The organism is [Borrelia] finlandensis (genome assembly GCF_030438365.2).
Lineage (GTDB): Bacteria > Spirochaetota > Spirochaetia > Borreliales > Borreliaceae > Borreliella > Borreliella finlandensis.
In genome coordinates, this window is sequence record NZ_CP124070.1 from 745,403 (window position 1) to 768,560 (window position 23,158).

The 23,158-nt window shown below is 29.5% G+C and carries 19 protein-coding genes and 1 other RNA gene; 17 read left to right on the top strand and 3 right to left on the bottom strand.

What is annotated here, in order from left to right; genetic code table 11:
* The first annotated feature begins 2 nt into the window (after positions 1–2).
* From dnaG to QIA19_RS04195, 13 genes are all read left to right on the top strand, one after another.
* Complete coding sequence (gene dnaG, locus QIA19_RS04135) at positions 3–1,784, top strand: DNA primase (protein WP_301366028.1); 1,782 nt, start codon at positions 3–5, stop codon at positions 1,782–1,784.
* Between the two features lie 3 nt (positions 1,785–1,787).
* On the top strand, positions 1,788–3,683 hold the full coding sequence (rpoD, locus tag QIA19_RS04140) for an RNA polymerase sigma factor RpoD (protein ID WP_301366030.1): 1,896 nt from the start codon (positions 1,788–1,790) through the stop codon (positions 3,681–3,683).
* 12 nt (positions 3,684–3,695) lie between these two features.
* Positions 3,696–4,454: a zinc ribbon domain-containing protein gene (locus QIA19_RS04145; RefSeq protein ID WP_301366032.1), complete on the top strand. Its 759-nt coding sequence runs from the start codon at positions 3,696–3,698 to the stop codon at positions 4,452–4,454.
* A 26-nt stretch (positions 4,455–4,480) separates the two neighbouring features.
* Positions 4,481–4,831, top strand: an RNA gene (gene rnpB / locus QIA19_RS04150) — RNase P RNA component class A.
* 24 nt (positions 4,832–4,855) lie between these two features.
* Positions 4,856–5,824: a tetratricopeptide repeat protein gene (locus QIA19_RS04155; RefSeq protein ID WP_301366034.1), complete on the top strand. Its 969-nt coding sequence runs from the start codon at positions 4,856–4,858 to the stop codon at positions 5,822–5,824.
* Positions 5,825–5,834: 10 nt separating this feature from the next.
* Complete coding sequence (locus QIA19_RS04160; RefSeq protein WP_301366036.1) at positions 5,835–6,884, top strand: rod shape-determining protein; 1,050 nt, start codon at positions 5,835–5,837, stop codon at positions 6,882–6,884.
* Positions 6,885–6,887: 3 nt separating this feature from the next.
* Positions 6,888–7,733: a rod shape-determining protein MreC gene (mreC, locus tag QIA19_RS04165; protein ID WP_002657455.1), complete on the top strand. Its 846-nt coding sequence runs from the start codon at positions 6,888–6,890 to the stop codon at positions 7,731–7,733.
* On the top strand, positions 7,733–8,215 hold the full coding sequence (gene mreD, locus QIA19_RS04170) for a rod shape-determining protein MreD (protein WP_008882249.1): 483 nt from the start codon (positions 7,733–7,735) through the stop codon (positions 8,213–8,215). Before mreC ends, mreD begins: the two co-directional genes overlap by 1 nt.
* Positions 8,215–10,014, top strand: a complete 1,800-nt coding sequence (gene mrdA / locus QIA19_RS04175; protein ID WP_301366039.1) for a penicillin-binding protein 2 — start codon at positions 8,215–8,217, stop codon at positions 10,012–10,014. Before mreD ends, mrdA begins: the two co-directional genes overlap by 1 nt.
* A 4-nt stretch (positions 10,015–10,018) precedes the next feature.
* Positions 10,019–11,335: a rod shape-determining protein RodA gene (rodA, locus tag QIA19_RS04180; RefSeq protein WP_008882187.1), complete on the top strand. Its 1,317-nt coding sequence runs from the start codon at positions 10,019–10,021 to the stop codon at positions 11,333–11,335.
* A 193-nt stretch (positions 11,336–11,528) separates the two neighbouring features.
* Entirely contained in the window at positions 11,529–13,274 is a 1,746-nt protein-coding gene (thrS, locus tag QIA19_RS04185; protein ID WP_301366041.1) for a threonine--tRNA ligase, read from the top strand.
* Positions 13,275–13,278: 4 nt separating this feature from the next.
* Entirely contained in the window at positions 13,279–13,908 is a 630-nt protein-coding gene (gene pgsA / locus QIA19_RS04190) for a CDP-diacylglycerol--glycerol-3-phosphate 3-phosphatidyltransferase (protein ID WP_008882268.1), read from the top strand.
* Positions 13,895–15,340 carry a hypothetical protein gene (locus QIA19_RS04195; protein ID WP_301366042.1) on the top strand — a complete coding sequence of 482 codons (1,446 nt, stop codon included), beginning with the start codon at positions 13,895–13,897 and terminating at the stop codon, positions 15,338–15,340. Before pgsA ends, QIA19_RS04195 begins: the two co-directional genes overlap by 14 nt.
* Here the strand turns inward: QIA19_RS04195 and cyaB are convergent.
* The gene (gene cyaB / locus QIA19_RS04200) at positions 15,314–15,847 is read right to left on the bottom strand and encodes a class IV adenylate cyclase (RefSeq protein WP_002665721.1); all 534 of its coding nucleotides are present in this window, start codon (positions 15,845–15,847) and stop codon (positions 15,314–15,316) included. The two genes, QIA19_RS04195 and cyaB, sit on opposite strands and share 27 nt — an antisense overlap.
* Positions 15,848–15,943: 96 nt before the next feature.
* Here cyaB and QIA19_RS04205 point away from each other — a divergent pair, with 96 nt between their 5' ends.
* Genes QIA19_RS04205 through QIA19_RS04220 form a run of 4 tightly spaced genes read left to right on the top strand, consistent with a single transcriptional unit; the run spans position 15,944 to position 20,409 of the window.
* Positions 15,944–17,266, top strand: a complete 1,323-nt coding sequence (locus QIA19_RS04205) for a TrkH family potassium uptake protein (protein WP_008882253.1) — start codon at positions 15,944–15,946, stop codon at positions 17,264–17,266.
* 5 nt (positions 17,267–17,271) lie between these two features.
* On the top strand, positions 17,272–18,054 hold the full coding sequence (locus QIA19_RS04210; protein WP_008882162.1) for a potassium channel family protein: 783 nt from the start codon (positions 17,272–17,274) through the stop codon (positions 18,052–18,054).
* Positions 18,055–18,063: 9 nt separating this feature from the next.
* Positions 18,064–19,035, top strand: a complete 972-nt coding sequence (locus QIA19_RS04215; protein ID WP_002557312.1) for a MinD/ParA family protein — start codon at positions 18,064–18,066, stop codon at positions 19,033–19,035.
* Between the two features lie 30 nt (positions 19,036–19,065).
* Positions 19,066–20,409, top strand: a complete 1,344-nt coding sequence (locus tag QIA19_RS04220; RefSeq protein ID WP_301366045.1) for an ATP-dependent 6-phosphofructokinase — start codon at positions 19,066–19,068, stop codon at positions 20,407–20,409.
* Between the two features lie 11 nt (positions 20,410–20,420).
* Here the strand turns inward: QIA19_RS04220 and QIA19_RS04225 are convergent, their stop codons facing one another.
* Positions 20,421–21,752, bottom strand: coding sequence for a CoA-disulfide reductase (locus QIA19_RS04225; protein ID WP_301366047.1), 1,332 nt, complete (start codon positions 21,750–21,752; stop codon positions 20,421–20,423).
* Between the two features lie 14 nt (positions 21,753–21,766).
* The gene (locus QIA19_RS04230) at positions 21,767–23,158 is read right to left on the bottom strand and encodes an L-cystine transporter (protein WP_301366048.1); all 1,392 of its coding nucleotides are present in this window, start codon (positions 23,156–23,158) and stop codon (positions 21,767–21,769) included.

Below are 23,158 nucleotides of genomic sequence, written 5' to 3' on the forward strand. Positions count from 1 at the left end.
GTATGAAGTATTTACAAACTGTAGCTTCAATGAAAAGTAAATTTGATATTGTAGCTATTGTGGAGCAGTATATTAAGCTTGTTAAATCGGGATCTGCTTACAAAGGTCTTTGTCCTTTTCATGCTGAGAAAACCCCCTCTTTTTTTGTAAATCCTTTGCAAGGATATTTTTATTGTTTTGGATGCAAAAAGGGTGGAGATGTTATTGGATTTTTAATGGATATGGAAAAAATCAATTACAATGATGCTCTTAAGATTTTATGCGAAAAATCCGGCATTCATTATGATGATTTAAAAATAAGTCGAGGAAGTGAAAATAAAAATGAAAATAAAGACATGGTTTCAAAAATTTACTCTTTGAATTCTCGGTTAATTAATACCATTAAATTTTTTTTAAGTAAAAACAAGAAAGCTTTAGATTATATTTTAAAGAGTAGAGCAATATCTAAGGAAATTGTTGATTTATTTGAACTTGGTTATTTGCCATTTAACTTTAAAAATGGTTTAGAGCTTCGTGATTTTTTAGTTTCAAAAGGATACTCTTCTGAAGTACTTAGAAAAAGCGGTTTGTTCTCGAAAACTAATCCCAAAGTTTCTATTTTATTTCAAAGATTAATTTTTCCAATTAAAGACTTTAAAGGAAATGTTGTTGGTTTTGGAGGTCGAGATTTAGATGGGAAAGGTTCTAAGTATATTAATTTAGGCGAAACTGAAGTTTTTAAAAAAAGGGAGCTTCTTTATGGATTTTATGAGGGTTTTGAGGAGATTAAATCTACAAAATCAGTTATATTAGTAGAAGGATATATAGATGTTCTTGCTTTTTTTACATCTGGGATTAAGAGAGCTGTATCTACTCTTGGCACTGCTTTTTCAAAAGAGCATTTAGCTTTAATTCAAAGATATGCTGATGAGATAATATTTTCTTTTGACGGGGATGATGCTGGACTTTCTGCAACTTTAAAAGCTTATCAAATTTGTTTGCCGTTTAATATCAATGTTAGTGTTGTTAGAATGGATTTTGGTAGTGATCCTGCAGATGTTCTTAAAAGTGAGGGCGTAGACTCCTTGCAAAAAATTTTGAATAATAGATGTGATGCTTTTGAATATCTTTTGGATGTTTATTCTAATAAATATGATTTAAATAAAACTGTAGATTTAAATGCCATGATTAATTTATTTTTAAATTTGATAAATTTATCAAAAGTAGATACTCAGAAAAAAATTTTTTTAGACAAGCTAAGCAATAAACTTGGTATTGGCGTGACAACTTTATTGAAAGATTATTATAGAATAAAAGAAAGATTTGTAGTTGACAATAATAAAAGAAATTTGTATGCTCATAATGATGATTCTTATGAGAGGTATCTAATAGTAGCTTTGTTGAAAAATTTTAGTTATTTTAGCATAGTAAGGCGCAATATTATTGATAGTGATTTAATTAATGTCGATGCCAGAAAAGTTTTTATGTGTTTTGAAAATTTATTTGAAAATAATAAAGATTTTTCATTAATGGATTTAAAAAAAAATTTAAAGGATACCTATAAAGTTAGTGAATTTTTTTTTGAAGAAATTTTAAATTCTGAATTTGAAGTGGATGATGAGATGCTCATTCATATTTTACTTGCAATCAAGAGAAGAAAATTAGATTCTCGTGTTTTGCTTTGCAAAAAAAGATATGATGGGGACTCTTTGGTAAATGCTAAGATTCAAATAAATGAGTTAATGTTTTTAAATATGCAGAGAAAAAATTTAAAAATCTACATAGATGATGTTCCAGGGAGTTAGGTTTTGTCGGATTTGGAAAAGAAATATTCGAAGCTGATAGAGGGTATTATTACTCATTTGGGAGATAGAAAATCTCTTAGTTTTAGTGAATTATCAAATTTACTTCCCGATGATATATTAGAACCAGAGATTCTTGATTGTATTTGTTCGGTACTTGAGGATAGGGGAATAAGTTTGGTTAATAAAATTTCGGAATTAGATCTGGTTGTCAGTGAAGATGGAAATGATGAAGAGGAAGAGGTTGAAATTGAATCTGATAGAAATTTTATGATTTTAGATGATGGTTTTCAAAGTGATGAGGAAGATATTGACATTGATGTTAAGCTGGATGATTGTGATGAAGAAGATATTTCTATTAAGGATGATTTAGGTTCAGGGTATATTAAAAGTAATGTTTTAAAAGATAGTCACTCAGAAGATCCAATCAAGCTTTATTTAAAGGAAATAGGAAAAGAGTTTTTATTAACAGGAAATCAAGAAGTTGAACTTGCAAAGCAAATGGATTCTGGAGAGAGTATAATTGAGAATATTCTTAAGAATGAGGGACTTGTTATAGAAAATTATTATAATCTTGTGAATACTATTTACTCAAGAATGGAAAGGGAAGAGTTTTTTAAAAGAGAAAAAGATAAGGATAAAGAGAGTAGTCCGGATTATTATAATAAAAAAAAAAGAATTGCCTCTTTTTACAAAATTCCTTTAAAGCCAATTCAAGATCGTTTAATAAGTTATGTAGATAATAAGCATAGGGTGTATGATCTTGGGGGGGATATTTTTGAAAAGAATTTAAAAAAGGAAAGATTAGCCCTAAAAGAGCTTTTGAGAGACATTCCTTTGTATCAAGAGGAGCTAAGGATTTTCTCAGATGATTATATTGACTCTGCTAACAAAATAAAAGATTTACAAAGACAACAAAGAATAATTCTAAGCAGGCTGAAAATTGAAAAAATAAGAGATTTGAGGGTGCTTGGAAGAGATTTAACTATTGCTGAAAAAAAAATAGAGATAGAAAAATCTCTCAAGCTTAAAGAAGATGCTATTAAAGAGCAGATTACAGAGGCGCAGCTTGCCCAAAAAGAACTTGAGAGAATTGAGATGTATTATGAATATCCAACTGATAAAATAATAAGCATGTCAGAAGAGATTGCTAAAGGGAAGCAAATGATGCAGCATGCTAAAGATCAGTTGATTAAGGCTAATTTAAGGCTTGTTGTAAGCATTGCTAAAAAATATGCAAATAGAGGCCTTCATTTTTTTGATCTTGTTCAAGAAGGCAATATTGGATTGATTAAAGCTGTTGAAAAGTTCGAATATAAGAGAGGTTTTAAGTTTTCAACTTATGCTACTTGGTGGATTAGACAAGCCATAACAAGATCTATTTCTGATCAAGCTCGCACAATTAGAGTTCCTGTGCACATGATTGAGCAAATAAATAGGCTTAATAGAGAAACTAGATATTTAATTCAAGTTTTAGGCAAAGATCCCACAGATGAAGAGCTTTCAGACAGACTTGGATGGGAACTTAAAAAGGTTAAAACTGTAAAGAGTGTTTCAAGAGAACCTGTTTCTCTTGAAACACCAATTGGAGAAGAGGAGGATTCTGTTCTTAGCGATTTTATTGAGGATAAGGCAATAAAAAATCCTGCAAATCACACATCTTTTGTAGTTTTGCAAGATCAAATAAGAGCAATTCTTGGAACTCTTCCTGAAAGAGAACAAGAAGTTGTAAAAATGAGATTTGGACTTGAAGATGGCTATTCTTTAACTCTTGAAGAGGTTGGACTTCATTTTAATGTTACAAGAGAAAGAATTAGGCAAATTGAATCTAAAGCATTAAGGCGGCTTAAAAATCCCAAAAAAACTCAAAAATTAAAAGATTATCTTGAAGATTTAAATTGAACAGGAGGATTGATGGAAAATAATATTGATACATTAAAAAAACTTGAAGTTATATATAAATCTAAGTTTGAGCTTGAAGAAAGGCGAAAAAGTATTCCCAAGTATTTGGAGGCGAAAAAAAATCAGATTGAAGAATTGTCGAAAGTTCTTGTTGATTTGCAACAAAAGTTTAAGGAGTATCAAAAAGAAGACTCTGCTTTAAAGTTAGATATTCAAGATATTAATTCAAGAAAGAGCAAGGCTGAAGAAAAAATTGATAGCATTAAAACGCAAAGAGAATATGAGGCTCTTGAAAAAGAACTTCAGGTTATTATTGACGATGAAGTTACAATTAGAAAAAAGATGACACATGTTAATGGGCTTAAAACTAAAATAGAAAAGGAAATATTAGATGTCAACGAGAAGCACAGTAAAGAAGAGGAATGTTTTAGAGTTGAAAGCAGTAGTTTTGAGCTGGAGCTTTTAGAAATTAAAAAGAAACTTTTAGAAATAGAGAGTGAAGAGTTAAATTGTGCTTCTAAAATGAATGAAGATTTTTTATTTAAGTTTCAAAGAATAATAAGAAATAAATCAAATGGAGTTGTGCCTTTGGTTAACAATGTTTGCAAAGGCTGTCATATGATACTTCCTATTGAATTTGCAAATAAAGTAAGACGTGAGCCCAACGATATTAAATTTTGTCCTTATTGCAGCAGAATACTTTATTATCAGGATAAAGTTCAAATAAGCGATGAAATAATTCCTGGTAGTTTAGCAGATCTTGTTGAATAAAATTTATTAATTTGATACTTTTTATTTAAGCTGGCAGTCAGCCATCGCTTAGTTTTATAATTAAAGCTTAAGAGGAAAGTCCGAGCTCCAATAAGAACATAATGCTAGGTAATGCCTAGGGGTTTTAAACCTAAGAAAGTGTCGCAGAAAATTACCGCCGTAAAAGGTAAGGGTGAAAAGGTGAGGTAAGAGCTCACCGCTTATTTAGCAATAAATACAGGCAAGATAAACCTCATTAGGAGCAAGATCAAGTATGTAAGCGCCCTTTGTTCTTGAGGACATGCTTGCGGGTAGATCGCATGATTTTTTTAGCGATAAAAAAACAAGAGAGATGATGGCATAGTACAGAACTCGGCTTATGGGTGTCAGCTTAATTTCATTGACCTAAAAGAGAGTTTTAAATGGAAATAAGATATTTAAGATATATTTTTTACTCATTTATGATTTTCATTTTCATTTTTTTAATTTATTACATTTTATCATATTTTAAATCTTTTTCTAGTTCTTATTTAAAGGCAGGTCCAACAGAAGTTGATTTGCTTTTACTCTGGGATAAAAAAGAATATAAAGAAATAATAGATTATGCTGAGAATGATATTAAAAATCATAGATTTGATTTTAATTTAAATTTACTTTTAGGATTTTCATATTTTTATTATTCTTTAATAGTCAATGAAGGGTATTTAAAAGGAGAATTTTTAGATAAATCCATAGAAAGGCTAAGATTTTTAATTTCTATAAGTGATGGAGTCTCCATAAGCCCTTTGTATTACATATTAGGAAAGGCATATTCTCATAAAGGAGAGTTTTATAGCGAGCTTGCTGTAAAATTTTTAAAGAAGGCCTTAAGTGCCGATAATTTTGATTTCATGAATATTAGAGAAGATATTTTTGAATATTTGGGATATTCGTATCAACTTTTAAGAGATTACAAATCTAGTTTGAAGTTTTTTGAAAAAGCTTTTAATGAAAATAAATCTGATTTAGTGCTTTGGAGTTTAGCTTATGTTAATTATAAGTTGAATGATATAAACAAAAGCATTGAGTATATAAAAAAAATAATAGAAGAAGAGAAAAGAAAATTATCAAAGGGTGAAAAAACGGATGAAAATTTAATTCAAAAGGTATATTTGCTTTATGGAGACATTCTATTAGATAAAGGCGATTATGACAGTGCTTTTAATTACTATAATAAAGTTCTAGAAATTAATAGTTCAAATTCTAGCGTTTATGTTAAAATAGGAGATATATATAGAAAGAAAGATAAAGATTATCCTAAAGCTAGAAAATACTGGAGAGAAGCTCTCAATCTTAATCCTTATTTAGAAGCAGCAAGAGAGAGACTTGGAATTACTTTGGAAGACTTTTAGGGAGGTTGTTTTGAATTTGTTTAAGTCTTTTTTAATAGATATTGGCATTGATCTTGGAACATGTAATACATTGGTTTATATTAAAGATTATGGCGTGGTTATGAGCGAGCCTTCTGTTGTTGCAATAGATATTACCAAAGGTAATAAAGTTGTTGCGGTTGGTAGAAATGCTAAAAAAATGCTTTGGAAAACTCCAGAAAATATTAAAGCTGTACGCCCACTTAGAGATGGAGTTATTGCTGACATTGAGAATACAGAGAAGATGATTAAATATTTTATTAATCAAATTTTTTCTCGTAAAAAATTGTTTTTTAAGCCAAGAATGGTAATAGGTGTTCCCACCTGTATTACAGAGGTTGAGCGAAGAGCTGTAAAAGAGAGCGCAATGAATGCTGGTGCAAGAGAAGTTAAAGTAATAGAAGAATCTCTTGCAGCTGCTATTGGATCTGATATTCCTATTTTTGAACCTACAGGTCATATGGTGTGTGATATTGGGGGTGGAACTACAGAAATATCTGTTATTTCTCTTGGTGGCATGGTTGTAAGTAGAGCAATTAGGACTGGTGGTGACGAATTTGATGAGAGCATAATAAAGTATATGAGAAATTCTCATAATATTATAATTGGTCAACAGACAGCAGAAAAATTGAAAATTAGGATAGGAAATGTATATCCCGATATTCAAAATTTAAGGGTAGAAAAAATAGACATTAAGGGTACAGATGCTGTAACTGGTCTTCCTAGAAAGCAACTTGTTGATTCTATGGAAGTAAGAGAGTCTTTGCAAGAACCTATAAATGTTGTTGTGGATGAAGTTAAGCGCACTCTTGGTGCAACTCCCCCAGAACTTGCTACAGACATTGTTGAGCGTGGCATTATTTTGACAGGGGGGGGGGCTCTTCTTAAGGGTTTAAATAGACTTCTTTCAAAAGAGACTGGAGTTCCTGTTTATGTTGCAGACAATCCGCTTCTCTCGGTAGCTGTTGGTGCCGGGTTATTTTATGATTATGCCAATAGAATAGATATTAGTAAGAATATTTACAGTTTTATCAATGAATAAGTTATGAATTTTCTTGTCAAATTCAAGAATTTTATCAAAGTACTTTTGGTATTGATAGTTTCTCTTGTTTTTATGATTTATGATTCAAGCAGCATTCAAAAGAGAAGATCAGATAATTTTTTGTTTTTTACTCTTAATTCTTATATTCAAAGCAGAATGCATGGGGTTTTTAGTTTTATTTCCAATGTTTTTAAAACTGTAAATGAATACAAAAATTACAAGGACAAGATAGAATTTTATAAAAAAAGGATACAACAGCTTGAAATAGTCACTCAGAATATACAGTCACTAAGGCAAGAGAATGTTCGTCTTAAAGAGCAATTAAATTTTTATTCGTCAAGCTCTAGCGATTTTATTTCGGCAGAGATTATATATCTAAACTATTCAAACATATCGACTTTAATGGCTATTAATAAAGGATTCAATGATGGGATAGAAAAGGATATGATAGCAGTTGCATATCAGGATGGATTTAGTGGCCTTGTAGGCAAAGTTGTAAAGGTTTATTCTAATACTGCTAAAATTTTGCCTTTAACTAATTATGAAAATTTTGTGTCCGCAAGGATTCAAAGTAGTAGGTTTATAGGCCTTATAGAAGGCAATGGTTATGGTAAAAAACTTGAAATGAATTACGTTAATAGACTTGCTGAAAAAGATTTAAAAATAGGGGATTCTATTGTTACTGCTGGATTTAGTGAATATCCAGTTGGTATTTATATTGGAAAGATTACAAATTTTCATATTCTTGATTACAATTCTCTTTTAAAAATAGAAGTAGAGCCAGCTATAGTTTTAGATAAGCTTGAGTATGTTTTTCTTGTTAAAAACAACAAAGAGATTGGTGAATAATGGCAACATTTTTTACATATTTTATTTCTAGCGCATTTTTGGGCAAAATTTTTCAACACTATTTTGCAACTTATTTTTATTTTTCAATAGATATTTTTTTAATTTTTCTAGTTTTTAATTCTTTGAATTTTATTTTTAATGTGGGATTATTATCTAGCATTTTATATGGTCTTCTTATGGATTATTTTACAGGATTGCCACTTGGATTTTTTGTTTTTGGGTATACGATAATATTTTATTTTAACAATAAAATAAAATTATTCATGCCCAAAAATATGCTTAGCATGACAATATTTTTTATTCTTTCAAAAGTTATATTATGGTTTTTAGCTATTGTGTTTTATGATTTTGTAGACTTAAAATCTTTTAATTATTCAATTTTCAACCTTGATCTTATTGTAAATATAATGTCTATTAACTTTTTATATCCAATTCAAAATTATTTTACTAGAAATTTTTATTCTTTTAAAGAGGATTATTAGTGGGTGTTATAACAAATTTTAGATACAAGTTTGGCATATTTTTTTTAATAATAATTATGGTGCTTTATTTGGCAATTTTATTCCAAATGCAGATTGGTAAGCATTTGTTTTATGACAGAGAAGCTAATGTTTTTTTATCAAGATTGGAAAAAATCAATGCCTCAAGAGGTGAGATTTTGGATTCTAATTCCAATGTTTTGGCAAATAATTTAACCATGTTTATCTTAAAGATAAGCTTACAACAGTATTACAATATGCCTGCTGCTACTAGAATTGAGATGATAGATTTTTTATCAAGCACTCTAGATATTGATAAATCAATTATTTTGTCTAAACTTCAAGAGCCTGGCGGATATCTTAAGGATGTTGAAATAATTGAACTTACCCCAAAGATGCTTTTCAAAATTTCTGAAAAGAAGTTTTATTATCCTGCTCTTTTGTGGTCCTATTCTTTTAAGCGTAACTATTTAGTTGACGATTCATATTCGCATTCAATCGGTTATGTTGGGCAAATAAATCAAAGAGAGCTTAGAACGTTTTACAATGTTAGTGGGTATGATAATACTTCTACGATTGGAAAGTTAGGCGTTGAACAAGTTTATGATAATTACATTAGAGGGCAAGAGGGATTAATAAAATACAAGGTAGATTCTAAGGAGAGAAGAATAGACGATGGTTCTATTATAAAAAATATGGTGCCTGGTAATGATGTTGTGCTTAATATTAATAAAGATATTCAAGATCTTGCTAAGAATGCTTTAGGTAAAAGGTATGGTTCTGTTGTAGTATTAAAACCATCAACAGGTGCTGTTCTTGCTCTTCACAATTATCCTTATTATTCTATGAAAGATGTTTACAATAAAGATAATAAGGAAGATTACTCTTTTTTAAATAAAGCAATTCAATCTGTTTACCCGCCTGCGTCTATTTTTAAATTAGTTGTTGCTGCTGCCATTCTTGAAGAAAGAGTTATAGACAAAGATCGTAAAATTTATTGTCCTGGATATTTTAAAGTTGGAAATAGAATTTTTCATTGTTGGAAGCCCGGTGGTCATGGGTATGTTAATTTAGAAGAGGCAATTGCACATTCTTCTAATGTTTATTTTTATACACTTGGGCTTAAGTATCTTGGAGTTGATAGAATTAGAAAATATGCAAAAGAATTTGGGTTTGGAGAAAAAACAGGAATTGATTTGCCAAATGAAGTAGCTGGTCTTCTTCCTAGTCCTGAGTGGAAAGAAAAAACTTTTAATCAGCCTTGGGTAGGAGGAGATACTGTAAATTTTTCAATAGGTCAAGGATTTTTAAATGCTACTCCTATGCAGATTGTTAACATGGTTGCTATGATTGCAAATGAAGGTGTTGTATATAGACCTAGAATTGTAAATAAAATTTTAAAAGGTGGTACTAATAAGGTTGTTCTTGAAAATAAACCAGAAATATTAAGAAAGACAAATCTTATTAGTAAAAACACATTTAAACTTCTGAAAAAATATATGAGAAGTGTTATAACTTATGGTACAGCAAGATATGCAGTTCTTACCAAAGCTGTTAAGGTTGGAGGAAAAACAGGTACTGGTCAAACCGGTATAGATGGTTTTGAAAATAGTTCTTTTATTGGACTTGCCCCTTATAACGGTTCAGCCGATAATCAAATTATTGTTTTTAGTTTGGTTGAGGCGAAAAGTAATGTGGATTGGTGGCCTGCAAAATCTACAGATTTAATAATGCAAGGCATTTTTGCAAATCAAAGTTATGAAGATATTCTTAAAGGTTATAGACCGTGGTATATTAGGTAGATTAATGGTTTTTAGAAAAAATTATGATTATTTGGCTTTGATAAGCTTACTTATAGTTTCTTTTGTTGGTATATTGTTGATTTATTCTAGCGATTATAATATTAGTGGATCTTTAACCAAGAATGAATATATAAAACAAACCCTTTGGGTAATTATTGGATTTTTTCTAATTTTTATAGTGGGCAAATATGATTTAAAATTTGTTTATAGCATGGTATATCCTTTATATTTTTTATTAATATTGGCTTTAATTTTTACTGCATTTTTTGGAATGACAGTAAATGGAGCAAGATCTTGGATTGGCATATGGAAACTTGGAGGTCAGCCTTCTGAATTTGGTAAAGTTATTATTGTTTTGACCCTTTCAAAATTTTATACTGAAAAAAAGGGTTATAATGAATTTTTTACCTTTATTACTGCATTTTTATTAATTTTTCCATCGGTAATTCTTATATTATTGCAACCCGATTTTGGTACAGCAATAGTATATTTAACCATTTTTATATTTATTTCTTTTTTTGCAGGAATAGATTTGCACTATGTTTTAGCATTTGCGTTGATAGGGTTTTTTTCTTTTGTTTTTGCAATTTTACCGGTTTGGTATGAGTATAAGGTGAATATGGGTAATGTATTTTATCTTATTTTCTCAAATCCTTTTTATTTTAGAGTAATAATGGGAGTGCTGCTTTTAATTCTTTTGATTTCTGTTTTAGGATTTTTCATTTCTAAATATGGTTTAAGTATTAAAATAATTTATTTTTATGTATTTTTTGCAAGTTCTATTTTATTAGTTTCAATAGTGTTTTCAAAGGTTCTTTCAAAGTTAATGAAGACTTATCAGATTAAACGGTTTTTGGTATTCTTAGATCCGGCTATTGATGCTAAGGGTGCTGGTTGGAATTTAAATCAGGTTAAAATAGCAATTGGTTCTGGCGGTCTTTTGGGTAAAGGATTTTTAAAGGGACCTTATACCCACGCTAATTATGTGCCATCTCAAAGCACAGATTTTATTTTTTCTATTCTTGCCGAAGAGTTTGGGTTTTTGGGTGTTAGCACTATTTTAATATTATTTTTTTTCCTTTTTTTTAAATTTTTGATAATAATGAATAAAAGTCAAGATAGATATATGGCCTTAGTAATATCTGGAATTTTGGGACTTTTATTTTTTCATACCTCTTTTAATGTTGGAATGTCTTTAGGAGTTCTTCCTATTACTGGGATTCCTTTTCCTTTTCTTTCTTATGGAGGTTCTTCTACTATTACATTTTTTTTAGCAATGTCTTTTTATTTTAATATTGAATCAATAGTTGCTATGGATTGAGAATTTATTTTCAGGTTTTTGTTTTCTTATCTCTATTTTTTTAGAAAATTTTTTTGTATATTTTAATTTAGTAATTATAAATATTTGAGGTGCGTATTTTTGCGTAAAAGTGATGAGTGTGAATTTTAATTTTTTAATAAAAAGCGAAAAGCGAAAAGCGAAAAGCGAAAAGCGAAAGGCGAAAGGTATTGTTGTGAGCAAAGATTTAGATAAAGAAGATATTCTTTACAAAAAAAGACACTCAATAGCTCATGTTATGGCAGAAGCTGTTCTTGATTTATTTCCAAATACCAAGATTGCAATAGGTCCTCCTATTAAAGATGGTTTTTATTATGATTTTGAATTTAAAAAGCAGATTACAGAAGATTCTCTTTTAGACATAGAAAATAGAATGAGAGAAATTTTAAAGACCGGAAGTTCTTTTGAAAAAGAGATAATAAGCGTAGAACAGGCTCTTGAAATTTTTAAAGATGAACCTTATAAGATTGATTTGATTAAAAATTTTGATTTACAAAATGAAGTTTCTATTTACAAGAGTCACAATTTTGTCGATCTTTGTAGAGGTCCTCATGTTGAGAATATGAATAAAATTGATCCAAGGGCATTTAAGCTTACTAGTATTGCTGGGGCTTATTGGCGGGGCAGTGAAAAAAACCCAATGCTTACCAGAATTTATGGAACCTTATGGAATAATGAAAAAGAACTGAGATCTTATCTTAATTTGAGAGAGGAAATAAAAAAAAGAGATCATAGAAAGCTTGGAAAAGAGCTTGATTTATTTTCTATTCATGAAGAGATTGGGCCAGGACTTGTTTTTTTTCATCCCAATGGTGCCAAAATAAGAGCTTTAATAGAAGATTTTTGGAGAGAAGAGCACTCTAAAAATGGGTATGATATTCTTTTTACCCCTCATGTTGGTAAATCTTGGCTTTGGCAAACTTCTGGTCATTTAGACTTTTATAAGGATAGCATGTTTGCAAAAATCGAAATGGATAAAAGTGATTATTATCTTAAACCCATGAATTGTCCTTTTCATATTGCAATTTACAATACAGGTAAGCATTCTTATAGAGATTTGCCATTTAGATGGGCCGAGCTTGGCACTGTGTATCGTTATGAAAAGATAGGCGCTTTGCATGGTATGATGAGAGTCAGAGGGTTTACCCAGGATGATGCTCATATTATATGCACCCATTCTCAAGTTTTAGATGAGATTAAAGAAGTTCTTAGGTTTGCTATTTATATGTGGAGTAAATTTGGCTTTAGCAATCTAAAGGCATATCTTTCTACAAAGCCTGACAAATCTGTTGGCAATGATTCTGATTGGGAAATGTCTTTAAAAGTTCTTGAAGAGACTTTAAGCGATTTTGAAGTTCCTTATGAAATTGATAAGGGGGGAGGTGCTTTTTATGGGCCTAAAATTGATCTTAAGATAGTTGATTCGCTTGAGAGAGAGTGGCAGATGAGTACAATTCAATTTGATTTTAATCTCCCTGAAAGGTTTAATATGACTTATACCGCTGAGGATGGTAAAGAAAAAAGACCATTTATGATTCATAGAGCTTTGTTAGGATCTATTGAAAGATTTTTTGGAATTCTTGTAGAGCATTATGGTGGTGCGTTTCCTTTATGGTTATCTCCTGTTCAAGTAGTAATCATTCCTGTTAACAATATTGTCGAAGATTATGCTATTAAGGTTTTTAATAAATTTAAAAATGAGGGGATTAGAATAAAGCTTGATAATAGTTCCTCAAGAATGAATGCTAAAATTAGAGAATATCAGGCTAAAAAAATACCTTATATGTTTATAATTGGTGAGAGAGAAGCAACAGAAGAGAGAATATCTATTAGAACAAGAACAAATGAGCAAATAAATGGAATTAAACTTGATGAAGCTCTTAAATTTATTTTATTTAAAATAAGAGATAAGGAGATTTGATAAATTGAATAATTTAATCAAGGTCATTACCCCTAATAAAATAACATTAGCTAGAATTGCACTTTCCTTTATCATATTAATTTTATTTTTTTTGGAAAATGTATTTTTTTCGTATTTGTTTTTTGGAATTATTTGGTTTTTAATTATTTTTAATGAATTTACTGATTTTATTGATGGTTATCTTGCAAGAAGATATGGTCTTGTTAGCAATGTAGGTAAAATTTTAGATCCTTATGCGGATGTTTTGCAACATTTAACATATTTTGTTTTTTTCTTTTACAAAGGTATAACCCCTTATTATTTTTTTGTAATATTTATTTATCGTGAAATTTCTATTGGGTTTGTTAGGAATTTAATTATTCAGTTTAATGTAGTTCAACAAGCAAATTTTTTGGGGAAATTAAAGTCACTTCTTTATGCTGTTTGCACTTTTGCAAGCCTTTTATTTTATACTTTAAATCAACTGAACTTTACAGAGCCCGTTCAAAATTTTATTAGTTACATTTTAACTTTTGAATTTAAATTTTTATTTATTGTTCAAATTACATATGTTTGTGCTGCTTTTTTTGCAATTTTATCATTTTTAGAATATGTGTTAATATTTTTGAATGTAAAAAAATATGAAAATAAATAAGACATTCATTTTGCTATTTTTATTGACAAAATTTTCTTTTATTCAAGCTCAAGCAAATCAAATATTAACAGAAATTAGTCCTTTAAGTATTTTAAGCAAAAATGGGAAAGGAAGTGTTTACTTAAAAGTTAGCAAATCTTCTGATTATATTTTAACCCTAGATAAGAGTTCAAATTCCGATTTTGTTTTTAGAATTTATGATATTTCTAATAAAAAATATATAACTGATAAAGTAAAAAGAAGAGATTTTAAAATAAGATTAGATAAAAATTCTCTTTATGCAATAATATATGTTGGTACTAAAAATGAAAACATTAAGTTTTTGCTTACAGATTTAGATTTTTCAATTTTAAGTAGCGATTCCCTGAAAGCTAAAACATCTAAGATTGAAAAAGAAGATTTATTTTTTACTTTAAAAGATTTGCCTGTTTTAAATTTAACTGCCAAGCTTAAAAAATATGTATTAAGGATTTATAAAGGCAATATTTATATTGCTTATCAGTTAGAAAATAGCGATGATATTAAAGTTGCTGAATTTATTGAGGATGTTGGTTGGTTTAATCTTGATTCATCTGTTAATAGAAATATTACTAATATAGTTAATTTTGATTTTTCAATTAATTCCAAAGGAAATTTATATATTGCTTTTGTTACGAAATCGGGGGCTGATTTCGCCAGTGAGCTTGTAGTTAAAAAATTTAATAGTAGAAAATGGATTGATATTAGTCCTGGTCACATAGAAAATTTTGGATCTTTATTAAATATTAGCATTGATTTAAAAGATAGGTTGTATTTAGCGTATTTAAGGGAAATTAGGGGTGAATATAAAATTAATTTAATCTCGAATATGGGTTACGGAAGTATTTGGACCGATGTAATACATTCTTATTTAAGTAAAGGTGATTCTAATGTTAATTCATCAAACATTGGGTTAATATCTGAACCTTTTTTGGGCATTTTTTATAATTATAAGTCAAATAATGAGATTAAATCTGAATTTATTATAAACAATGAAAATGCTTGGGTAAATGCAAATATTCCTTCTGTTTATATGGCTAATTTTATTAAAGGCTTTTTTGATTCTAATTTTAATCAAATAATTATGAGTTTTGTTTCTGAAAATAGACCTATTGTAAACATTTGTCCCTTGAAAAGTAGTAGATGGATTAATATAAGCCCTAATGTTGAAATGGAAGGTTTAAGTACTGACATTGGGCTTTATAAAAATAATTTGTTTTTGGCTTTTGAAGACAATAATAATGTGAGATTAATTTATTTTAAGAATAAAAATTGGTATTTTTTAAATAAGCTTGAGAATTTTAAGAGTGATGTTAAAAGCCCTCAGATTGGAATTTATGGCAATCAAGGGCTTGTAATCTCTACTTTAAGCTCTAATTCCAATGAATTATTTTTTACTTTGATTTGCCAATGAAAGTAATTCAGAGTAAGGTCTAGTTTCGATGTTTTCTTTTAATCCAAATTGGTTGATTATGTTATCAATTTCTTTTTTTGCCAAGTCTATATCATTTTGATTGTTAATTATTTTTTCTATTTCTAAAAAAAACCCAAGATTTTTTATTTCGTTTATCTCTACATTTAAATTGTTAGTTTGATAAATTAAACTTTTTTTTATCTTTTTGTATAGCTTTTTAAATTTAAGCTCTTTTATAAGGGTTAAAAAATTATTAATACTATCTATTTTGAATTCTATCTCTTTATTAATTTCTACAGTATGGTTGTTGTCTAATATTTTTTTTTTAAATGTGACAATTTTTTCTAGAGTATTTAATTTTCTTATTCTTATAATTTTTTTTTGGTTTGAGTAATAGATATCAGTTTTTATTTCTTCTTTAATAAACTTAAATTTTTTATTTGCTAGCTTAATAATTCTTTTTAACTCTTTTGGAGGAATAAATGCTTTTGATTCTATTTCAAACATATATTAAAAATAATGTAATTATGATAATATTTCAATGTTAAAATATTATGCTATATAAGATAAATTTTTAATAATTTAAACAACTTTTTGTATGATATGTTGAAATTTGAATTTAGCGACAGGTTTTTACTTTTTAGTTATTTTGTTTTAATTATGTTTATAGGCTCTCTTTTGTTGATGTTGCCTATTTCCTGGGAAGGTGATGGCAAATTAGCATACATTGATGCTCTTTTTACTGCTGTTTCTGCTGTAAGTATTACGGGCCTTACAACAGTTAAAATGGAAGGCTTTTCTACTTTTGGATTTATTTTGATAATGTTGCTGATCCAGCTTGGAGGACTTGGATTCATAAGTATTACCACTTTTTATTTGCTTATACCTAAAAAGAAAATGAATTTAACAGATGCAAGAATAATAAAGCAGTATTCCCTTTCAAATATAGAATATAATCCTATTAGAATTTTAAAAAGCATATTGTTTATAACTTTTTCAATTGAAATGATAGGTTTAATATTAATACTTATTTGTTTTAAACTTAGGGGAGCGAATATTTCATTCTTAGAGGCTTTATTTACGACAATTTCTGCTTTTTGCAATGCAGGTTTTTCTATGCATTCTGAGAGTATTTATGCATGGCGAGATGTTCCTGAAGCTATAGTTGTGGTCTCTATTTTAATAATTTGTGGTGGGCTTGGGTTTATGGTTTATAGAGATGTAAATAATACTATTAAAAACAAAAAAAAACTATCGCTTCATGCCAAAATAGTTTTTTCTTTAAGTTTCTTTTTAATTATAATTGGTGCAATTTTATTTTTTTTTACAGAGATGCATAAATTAAAAGCTGGTTATTCAATGAGTACTTTAATATTTAATTCAATTTTTTATTCGATTAGTACCAGAACAGCTGGCTTTAATTATCTTGATAATTCTTTAATAAGTGGAAGAACTCAAATAATTTCTCTACCATTCATGTTTATTGGTGGTGCACCCGGATCAACTGCAGGAGGGATTAAGATTACAACATTTTTTTTAATTGTATTAGCTGTTGTTAAAAATCAAAACGGCAATGGATATATTATTGGTTCTTACAAGGTTTCAATAGATAGTATAAGATTTGCACTTTTATTTTTTGCAAGAGCTATTTTTATTTTAAGTTTTTCTTTTTTCATGCTTCTTTTTTTTGAGGGAGGATCTGGCAATTGGAAGGTTATTGATTTAGGTTATGAAGTATTTTCTGCTTTTGGAACGGTTGGTCTTTCAGTTGGAGTAACTCAGGATTTGTCATTTTGGGGGAAAGTCATTATAATTTTTACTATGTTTGCAGGACGAATAGGGCTTTTTTCAATGGCTGTTTTTGTTTCAAGAAAGTCACGTTTTGAAGAATTTACAAGGCCAAGGCAAGATATTTTGGTTGGTTGAAGCATATGAAAACATTTGTTATTATTGGACTTAGTAATTTAGGCATTCATCTACTTGAAGATTTAAGCAGGCTTGATTGTCAAATTATTATTATAGATACATCTAAAGAGCTTATTGAAGAATATGATGTGATATCTACAGAAAGCTTTGTTGTTGAGCAATTCACTAAAAATGCTTTGAAAAGAATAATTCCAGTAGATACAGACGCTGTTGTTATTGATTTTGATGATGATCTTGGCAAAAGTGCTCTTGTTACTCACTATTGTAATCTTTTAGGTTTGAAAGAAATATGTGTTAAGACAGAAAATAGAGATGATGCTGAAATATTAAAAACTCTTGGGGCAACAAAAATTATATTTCCAAGTAAAGATGCTGCAAAAAGATTAACTCCATTATTAGTATCTCCGAATCTTTCAACTTATAATATTATTGGGTATGATATTATTGTTGCTGAAACTGTTATTCCCAAGGAATATGTTGGTAAAACTCTTTTTGAAGCCGATCTTAGAAGAGAATGTGGGATTACAGTTATTGCTGTTAGAAATTTAAGTAATTCTAGGTATGAATTTGTTGATGGCGATTATTTTTTTTTAAAAGATGATAAAATTGTAATTTGTGGTAAACCAGATAGCATTGAAAATTTTACAAATAATAAAGATTTAATTAAAGATTTAATTTCAGGCTCTAAAGAGGATGAAAATTTAAATAAAGATGCTGAGAAAAAATCGAGATTTTTAGGGATTTTTAATTTTATGAAAATTTTTCAAAAAGATCGTAAGGATAATTAGGATTTAAGAATGACTAAAATTATTCCTGTAGCAAGTGGCAAAGGTGGTGTTGGAAAAACATCTTTTGTTGCAAATGTTGGTTATAAGCTTTCTAGTTTAGGTAAAACTGTAATACTTGTTGACCTTGATCTTGGTGGCTCTAATCTACATACGTGTTTGGGGGTTAAAAATAAGGGTGTGGGCATTGGTTCTTTTATTAATAAAAAGAGTAAAAGTTTTTCAGATTTAGTATGCAAAACATCTTATGATAAACTTTATCTTATTCCAGGTGATGCTCTTTATACGGGAACAGCTAATCTTCCTTTTTCTATTAAGAAAAAGATTATAGAATCTATTCAAAAAGATCTTATTGCCGATTTTATTTTTTTAGATTTGGGATCTGGAACTTCTTATAATACAATAGATTTCTATTTGGCATCTTACAGCGGTGTAATTGTTACAATCCCAGAAACCCCCTCCATACTTAATGCTTATTCTTTTTTAAAGAATGCTCTTTATCGTCTTTTATATTTAGGATTTCCGCAAAAAAGCCCCGAACGGGATTATATTGGTAATTTTTTTAAAGATAAGATTGAAGGGACAAACCTTGGATTTAAAGATTTGGTTGTTGGGATTGAGCTTATTTCTTTGAGCTCTTCTTTGAAAGTTAAGAGGATGATGAATAATTTTTATCCTAGAGTGGTGCTAAATAGAATAGAAACTAGTGAAGAGATTGCTATGTGTGAAAATTTGATTAATGTTGTTAAGAATAATATTAATATACCAATAGAGTTTATAGGTTTTGTGCCTTTTGCAAAAAGTTTCAGAGAGGCTATTAATAATAGAGTTCCATTTATTGATTTTGAGAAAAATTCAAAGTTGAATAAATATTTTGAATTCATAGCTGGTAATTTAATTAAATCTCCTATTGAAGGGTCTCCTTATATTTACGATGACATATACGATATGATTAAAGATCAAAGTCGATTTATTAGAAAATAATTAGGCTATAATTCTATAAAGGAGTATTTGGTGTATAGAATTAAAAATGAAAATTTAGATTTTAAAATAGATAGCTTGGGAGAATGCAAGCAAAACAATCCTTTGATTGATTTTTATGCTAGTGAAGGTTATTCCCATTTTGTTAATGAAAAAAATAAAATCAAGTTTAGTGTATATAGAAATGAGGATAAGGGAGATAGGTATGAAGATGTTCTTTTAGAAAAAGCTGGGCCTAGAGAAAAAATTTATTTTGTGCCCAGGCATGTTAAAGCTGCTATTACTACTTGTGGTGGGCTTTGTCCTGGCTTTAACGATGTTATTCGCTCTATTGTGCGAACTTTATGGAAAATATATGGGGTTCGCAATATTTATGGAGTAAAATTTGGATATCAAGGGCTTCTTCCTGAGTCAAATTCACCTTTTATTAATCTTAATCCAGATGTTGTTGATGATATTAATAAATTTGGAGGCACTATTCTTGGTTCTTCAAGGGGCGGTATTAAGCCTGTGGAAATAGTTGATACTTTAGAGAGAATGAACATTAATATGATTTTTAACATTGGCGGAGATGGTACTCAAAAGGGGTCTCTTCTTATTGCTGAGGAGATAGAAAAAAGAAATTTAAAAATAGCAGTTGTGGGCATTCCTAAAACTGTAGACAATGATTTTATGTTTGTTCAAAAATCTTTTGGATTTGAGACTGCCGTAGAACAAGCCGTTGCAGCTGTTGCTGGTGCTCATTTTGAAGCTAATAGCGCTTATAATGGCATTGGGCTTGTTAAAGTTATGGGACGGGATTCTGGCTTTATTGCTGCTCATACCGCGCTTTCTTCTAATGATGTTAATTTTTGTTTAATTCCAGAACTTGATTTTGACATAGAAGGTCCTAATGGATTTCTTGTTCATCTTGAAAGACGACTTTTAGAGAAAGAAAGCTTAGAAGAGATTCCCCATGCAGTAATATTGATAGCAGAAGGAGCAGGTCAAAAATATTTTGATCATTTTCCTAAGAAGAAAGACGATTCCGGGAATTTGCTTTATGAGGATATTGGGCTTTATATTAAAGATAAAATTACAGAATATTTTAAATCAAAAAATATACAATTTACTCTTAAATACATTGATCCCAGCTATATTATTAGAAGTTCACCTGCTAATGCCAGTGATTCGCTTTATTGTGCTAGGCTTGGTTCGAATGCTGTGCACGCTGCAATGGCTGGTAAGACAAAAATGTTGATTAGTTTATGGAGTACAAAATTTGTGCATATACCGATTAAGATGGCAGTAATTGACAGAAATAAGGTCAATCCAAATGGTTCTTTTTGGAGAGATGTTCTTTCAAGTACAGGGCAACCAATTAGCATGAAGAATTAAATTAATTCTTTCTATTTGGCAGCATTGCCAGCAATATTTAATATATCCCAAGTTCTTGAGAAGGGTGGGGAATATGAGAAATCCATCATCCCCAGCTCTTTTGTTGTAAGTTTTGAATAGATTGCAATTGATAAAGCATGAATTCTTATTACGGCCCCATTTTTTCCTATTGCTTGTGCCCCAAGGATTATTTTGGTATTTTCCTCATAAATTAATTTAATATAAAGATCTTCTTGGCCTGGATAATAATTTGTATGATTTTTGTCCTTTACAAAAATAGTTTTATATTTTATTTGGAGCTTTTTTGCATCTTTTTCTGTAAGTCCTGTTCTTGCAGCTTCTAAAGATAGTATTTTAATTGAAGCTGAGCCCAATGTGCCTTTAAATGCCGTATGATTCCCAGCTAAATTTTCACCAACTATTCTTCCAAGTTTATTGGCTGTTGTTGCCAAGGGTATGTATTCATTTTTTTTACTTACTATATTATAAATAGTTGCACAATCTCCTACAGAAAAAATATTTTTTATGCTAGTTTCGCCATACTCATTTACAATTATTGCTCCATTTTCAGTAGTTTTAAGCTGGTTTTCTAAAAATTCAGTATCAGGTTTTATTCCGGTAGCAAGTATAACAGCGTCAGCTTGATAAGTATTTTTGTTTGTTACTACTCCTTCTACCTTTTTTTCTCCTATTAAACTTTTTACAAACTCATTTGTATGAAGATCAATCCCTTTTTTTGTTAGTTCTTCTTCCATTATTGTAACTATTTCTTCGTCAAAGGAATCTATGAGTATGTGCTTATCTAGTTGAATTAATCTTACATTTTTTCTTTTATTTTTTGCTGCTTCTACCATTTCAATTCCAATGTATCCACCACCAATTATCACTATATTTTTAATCTCTTCTCTATCCATTAAATTTTTTATTTTTTGACCGTCTTCTAAATTTCTCAGCGTATGAAAATTTTCTAGATTGATATTATTGATTGGTGGAATAATAGGTTTTGCACCAGTTGCTATCATAAGTTGATCATAAGTATTGTTAAAAATGGTTCCTGTTTTTTGATTTTTTATTACAATTGTATTGTTTTTTGCATCTACCTTGATAACTTCATGGTTAGTTTTAACAGAGATTCCAGTTTTTTCGAATTCTTCTTGTGTTCTTAAAATCATTGTATTGGGGTTGTCAAAGAATCCCCCCACAAAGTAAGGCAGGCCACAGGTTCCAAAAGATACAATATTTGTTTTTTCATAGATAGTAATGTCTAGCTTTTTGTTTAAGCGGTTTGCTTTAGCTGCGGCACTAGTTCCTGCTGATGTGCCCCCAATAATTATTATTTTCATCATTGTTTTCCTATTTATTTGTTTACAAGCTCTTTTTGGTTGTATATATTGTGGTTGAATTGTTTGAGCTGTTTAGCAGATATAACGCCTGCAAGCATTGAGCCTCCCACATTAACAGCTGTTCTTCCCATGTCAATTAAAGGCTCAACAGATATTACAAGTCCTACCAATCCCACTGGAAAGTTCATTGCTGAGAGCACCATTAGTGAGGCTGTTGTTGCGCCTCCACCAGCTCCAGCAGCTCCAAATGAAGTTATTATTATTAATCCAATAAGTGTTAGTATAAATGAAATATCTGTAGGGTTTATTCCCTGAGTTGGTGCTATCATTATTGCAAGCATAGCGGGATGTAGTGCTGCACAACCATTTTGTCCAATTGATGTTCCAAAGGAGCTTGATAAATTTGCTATTCCTTCGCTTACTCCCAGAGTTTTAGTTTGAATTTCTATATTAATAGGTATGGTTGCAGCACTCGATCTAGATATGAATGCAAATGATAGTGCTGGGAATATTTTTTTTATAAAAGTAATTGGGTTTAATTTATTTATTGCAATTAATGTCATATGCATAAGAAATGTAAGACCTATGGCAATGTAGGAAGCAATTACAAATTCTCCAAGCTTTATTATGCTTTTGATTTCGCTGGTTGCTGTAATTTTTGTCATTAAAGCTAATATAGCATAAGGCGTTAGCTTTAAAATTAAAGTTACTACACCTAATATTATGTCTTGGAGTGTTAATATTATTTTTTTAAAAAATTCTATTGATTCTGGCTTTTTGATAGATGTTTTAAGGGCGGCTATTCCTATGATAGCTGAAAATATCACGACCCCGATGGTTGAGTTTTTTCTAAGCCCTGCAAAATCTTCAAATATATTTTGTGGAATAAGATCTGTGATTTTTTTTGTGATTGTTGTTTGATTTAATATTTCAAGGCCTTTTTCCAATTTTTCACTTTGTAAAATTTCTATGGTTCCCGCTTGTAGTCCTTCGGCTGTTAATCCCAATGCTAAAGCAGTGGAAATGCCAATTATGGCAGCAATACCCGCTGTAAATACTAGCGTTAATATTACAAGTAGGCTCATTTTCCCAACATCTTTACTATTGGTTAGTTTTATTATTGCAGAGATTATTGATGTTATTATTAAGGGGATTATAATCATTTTAAGGAGCCTTACGTATCCATCGCCCAAAATACTTATCCAATTTATAGTTTCGTTTGTTATTTCTGAATTTGTTCCATAAAAATATTGAATGGTCATTCCAAATACTATTCCGATTGCTAACGCTATAAACACTCTTTTTGTAAAAGAAACATTTTTTCTTTTACAAAGATAAACTATGCTTATTAGAATAAGCATTATTATAATATTGATTAATGTATATAATATACTTATTTTATCCAT

What these genes read in the sequence shown, in the direction of transcription:
- QIA19_RS04195 (WP_301366042.1), top strand. Translation starts at nt 13,895, where the DNA reads ATGAAAATAAATAAGACATTCATTTTGCTATTTTTATTGACAAAATTT.
- QIA19_RS04225 (WP_301366047.1), bottom strand. Translation starts at nt 21,752, where the DNA reads ATGAAAATAATAATTATTGGGGGCACATCAGCAGGAACTAGTGCCGCA.
- mreC (WP_002657455.1), top strand. Translation starts at nt 6,888, where the DNA reads ATGAATTTTCTTGTCAAATTCAAGAATTTTATCAAAGTACTTTTGGTA.
- QIA19_RS04230 (WP_301366048.1), bottom strand. Translation starts at nt 23,158, where the DNA reads ATGGATAAAATAAGTATATTATATACATTAATCAATATTATAATAATG.
- dnaG (WP_301366028.1), top strand. Translation starts at nt 3, where the DNA reads ATGAAGTATTTACAAACTGTAGCTTCAATGAAAAGTAAATTTGATATT.
- QIA19_RS04210 (WP_008882162.1), top strand. Translation starts at nt 17,272, where the DNA reads ATGAAAACATTTGTTATTATTGGACTTAGTAATTTAGGCATTCATCTA.
- QIA19_RS04145 (WP_301366032.1), top strand. Translation starts at nt 3,696, where the DNA reads ATGGAAAATAATATTGATACATTAAAAAAACTTGAAGTTATATATAAA.
- QIA19_RS04155 (WP_301366034.1), top strand. Translation starts at nt 4,856, where the DNA reads ATGGAAATAAGATATTTAAGATATATTTTTTACTCATTTATGATTTTC.
- cyaB (WP_002665721.1), bottom strand. Translation starts at nt 15,847, where the DNA reads ATGTTTGAAATAGAATCAAAAGCATTTATTCCTCCAAAAGAGTTAAAA.
- mreD (WP_008882249.1), top strand. Translation starts at nt 7,733, where the DNA reads ATGGCAACATTTTTTACATATTTTATTTCTAGCGCATTTTTGGGCAAA.
- rodA (WP_008882187.1), top strand. Translation starts at nt 10,019, where the DNA reads ATGGTTTTTAGAAAAAATTATGATTATTTGGCTTTGATAAGCTTACTT.
- QIA19_RS04215 (WP_002557312.1), top strand. Translation starts at nt 18,064, where the DNA reads ATGACTAAAATTATTCCTGTAGCAAGTGGCAAAGGTGGTGTTGGAAAA.
- QIA19_RS04205 (WP_008882253.1), top strand. Translation starts at nt 15,944, where the DNA reads ATGTTGAAATTTGAATTTAGCGACAGGTTTTTACTTTTTAGTTATTTT.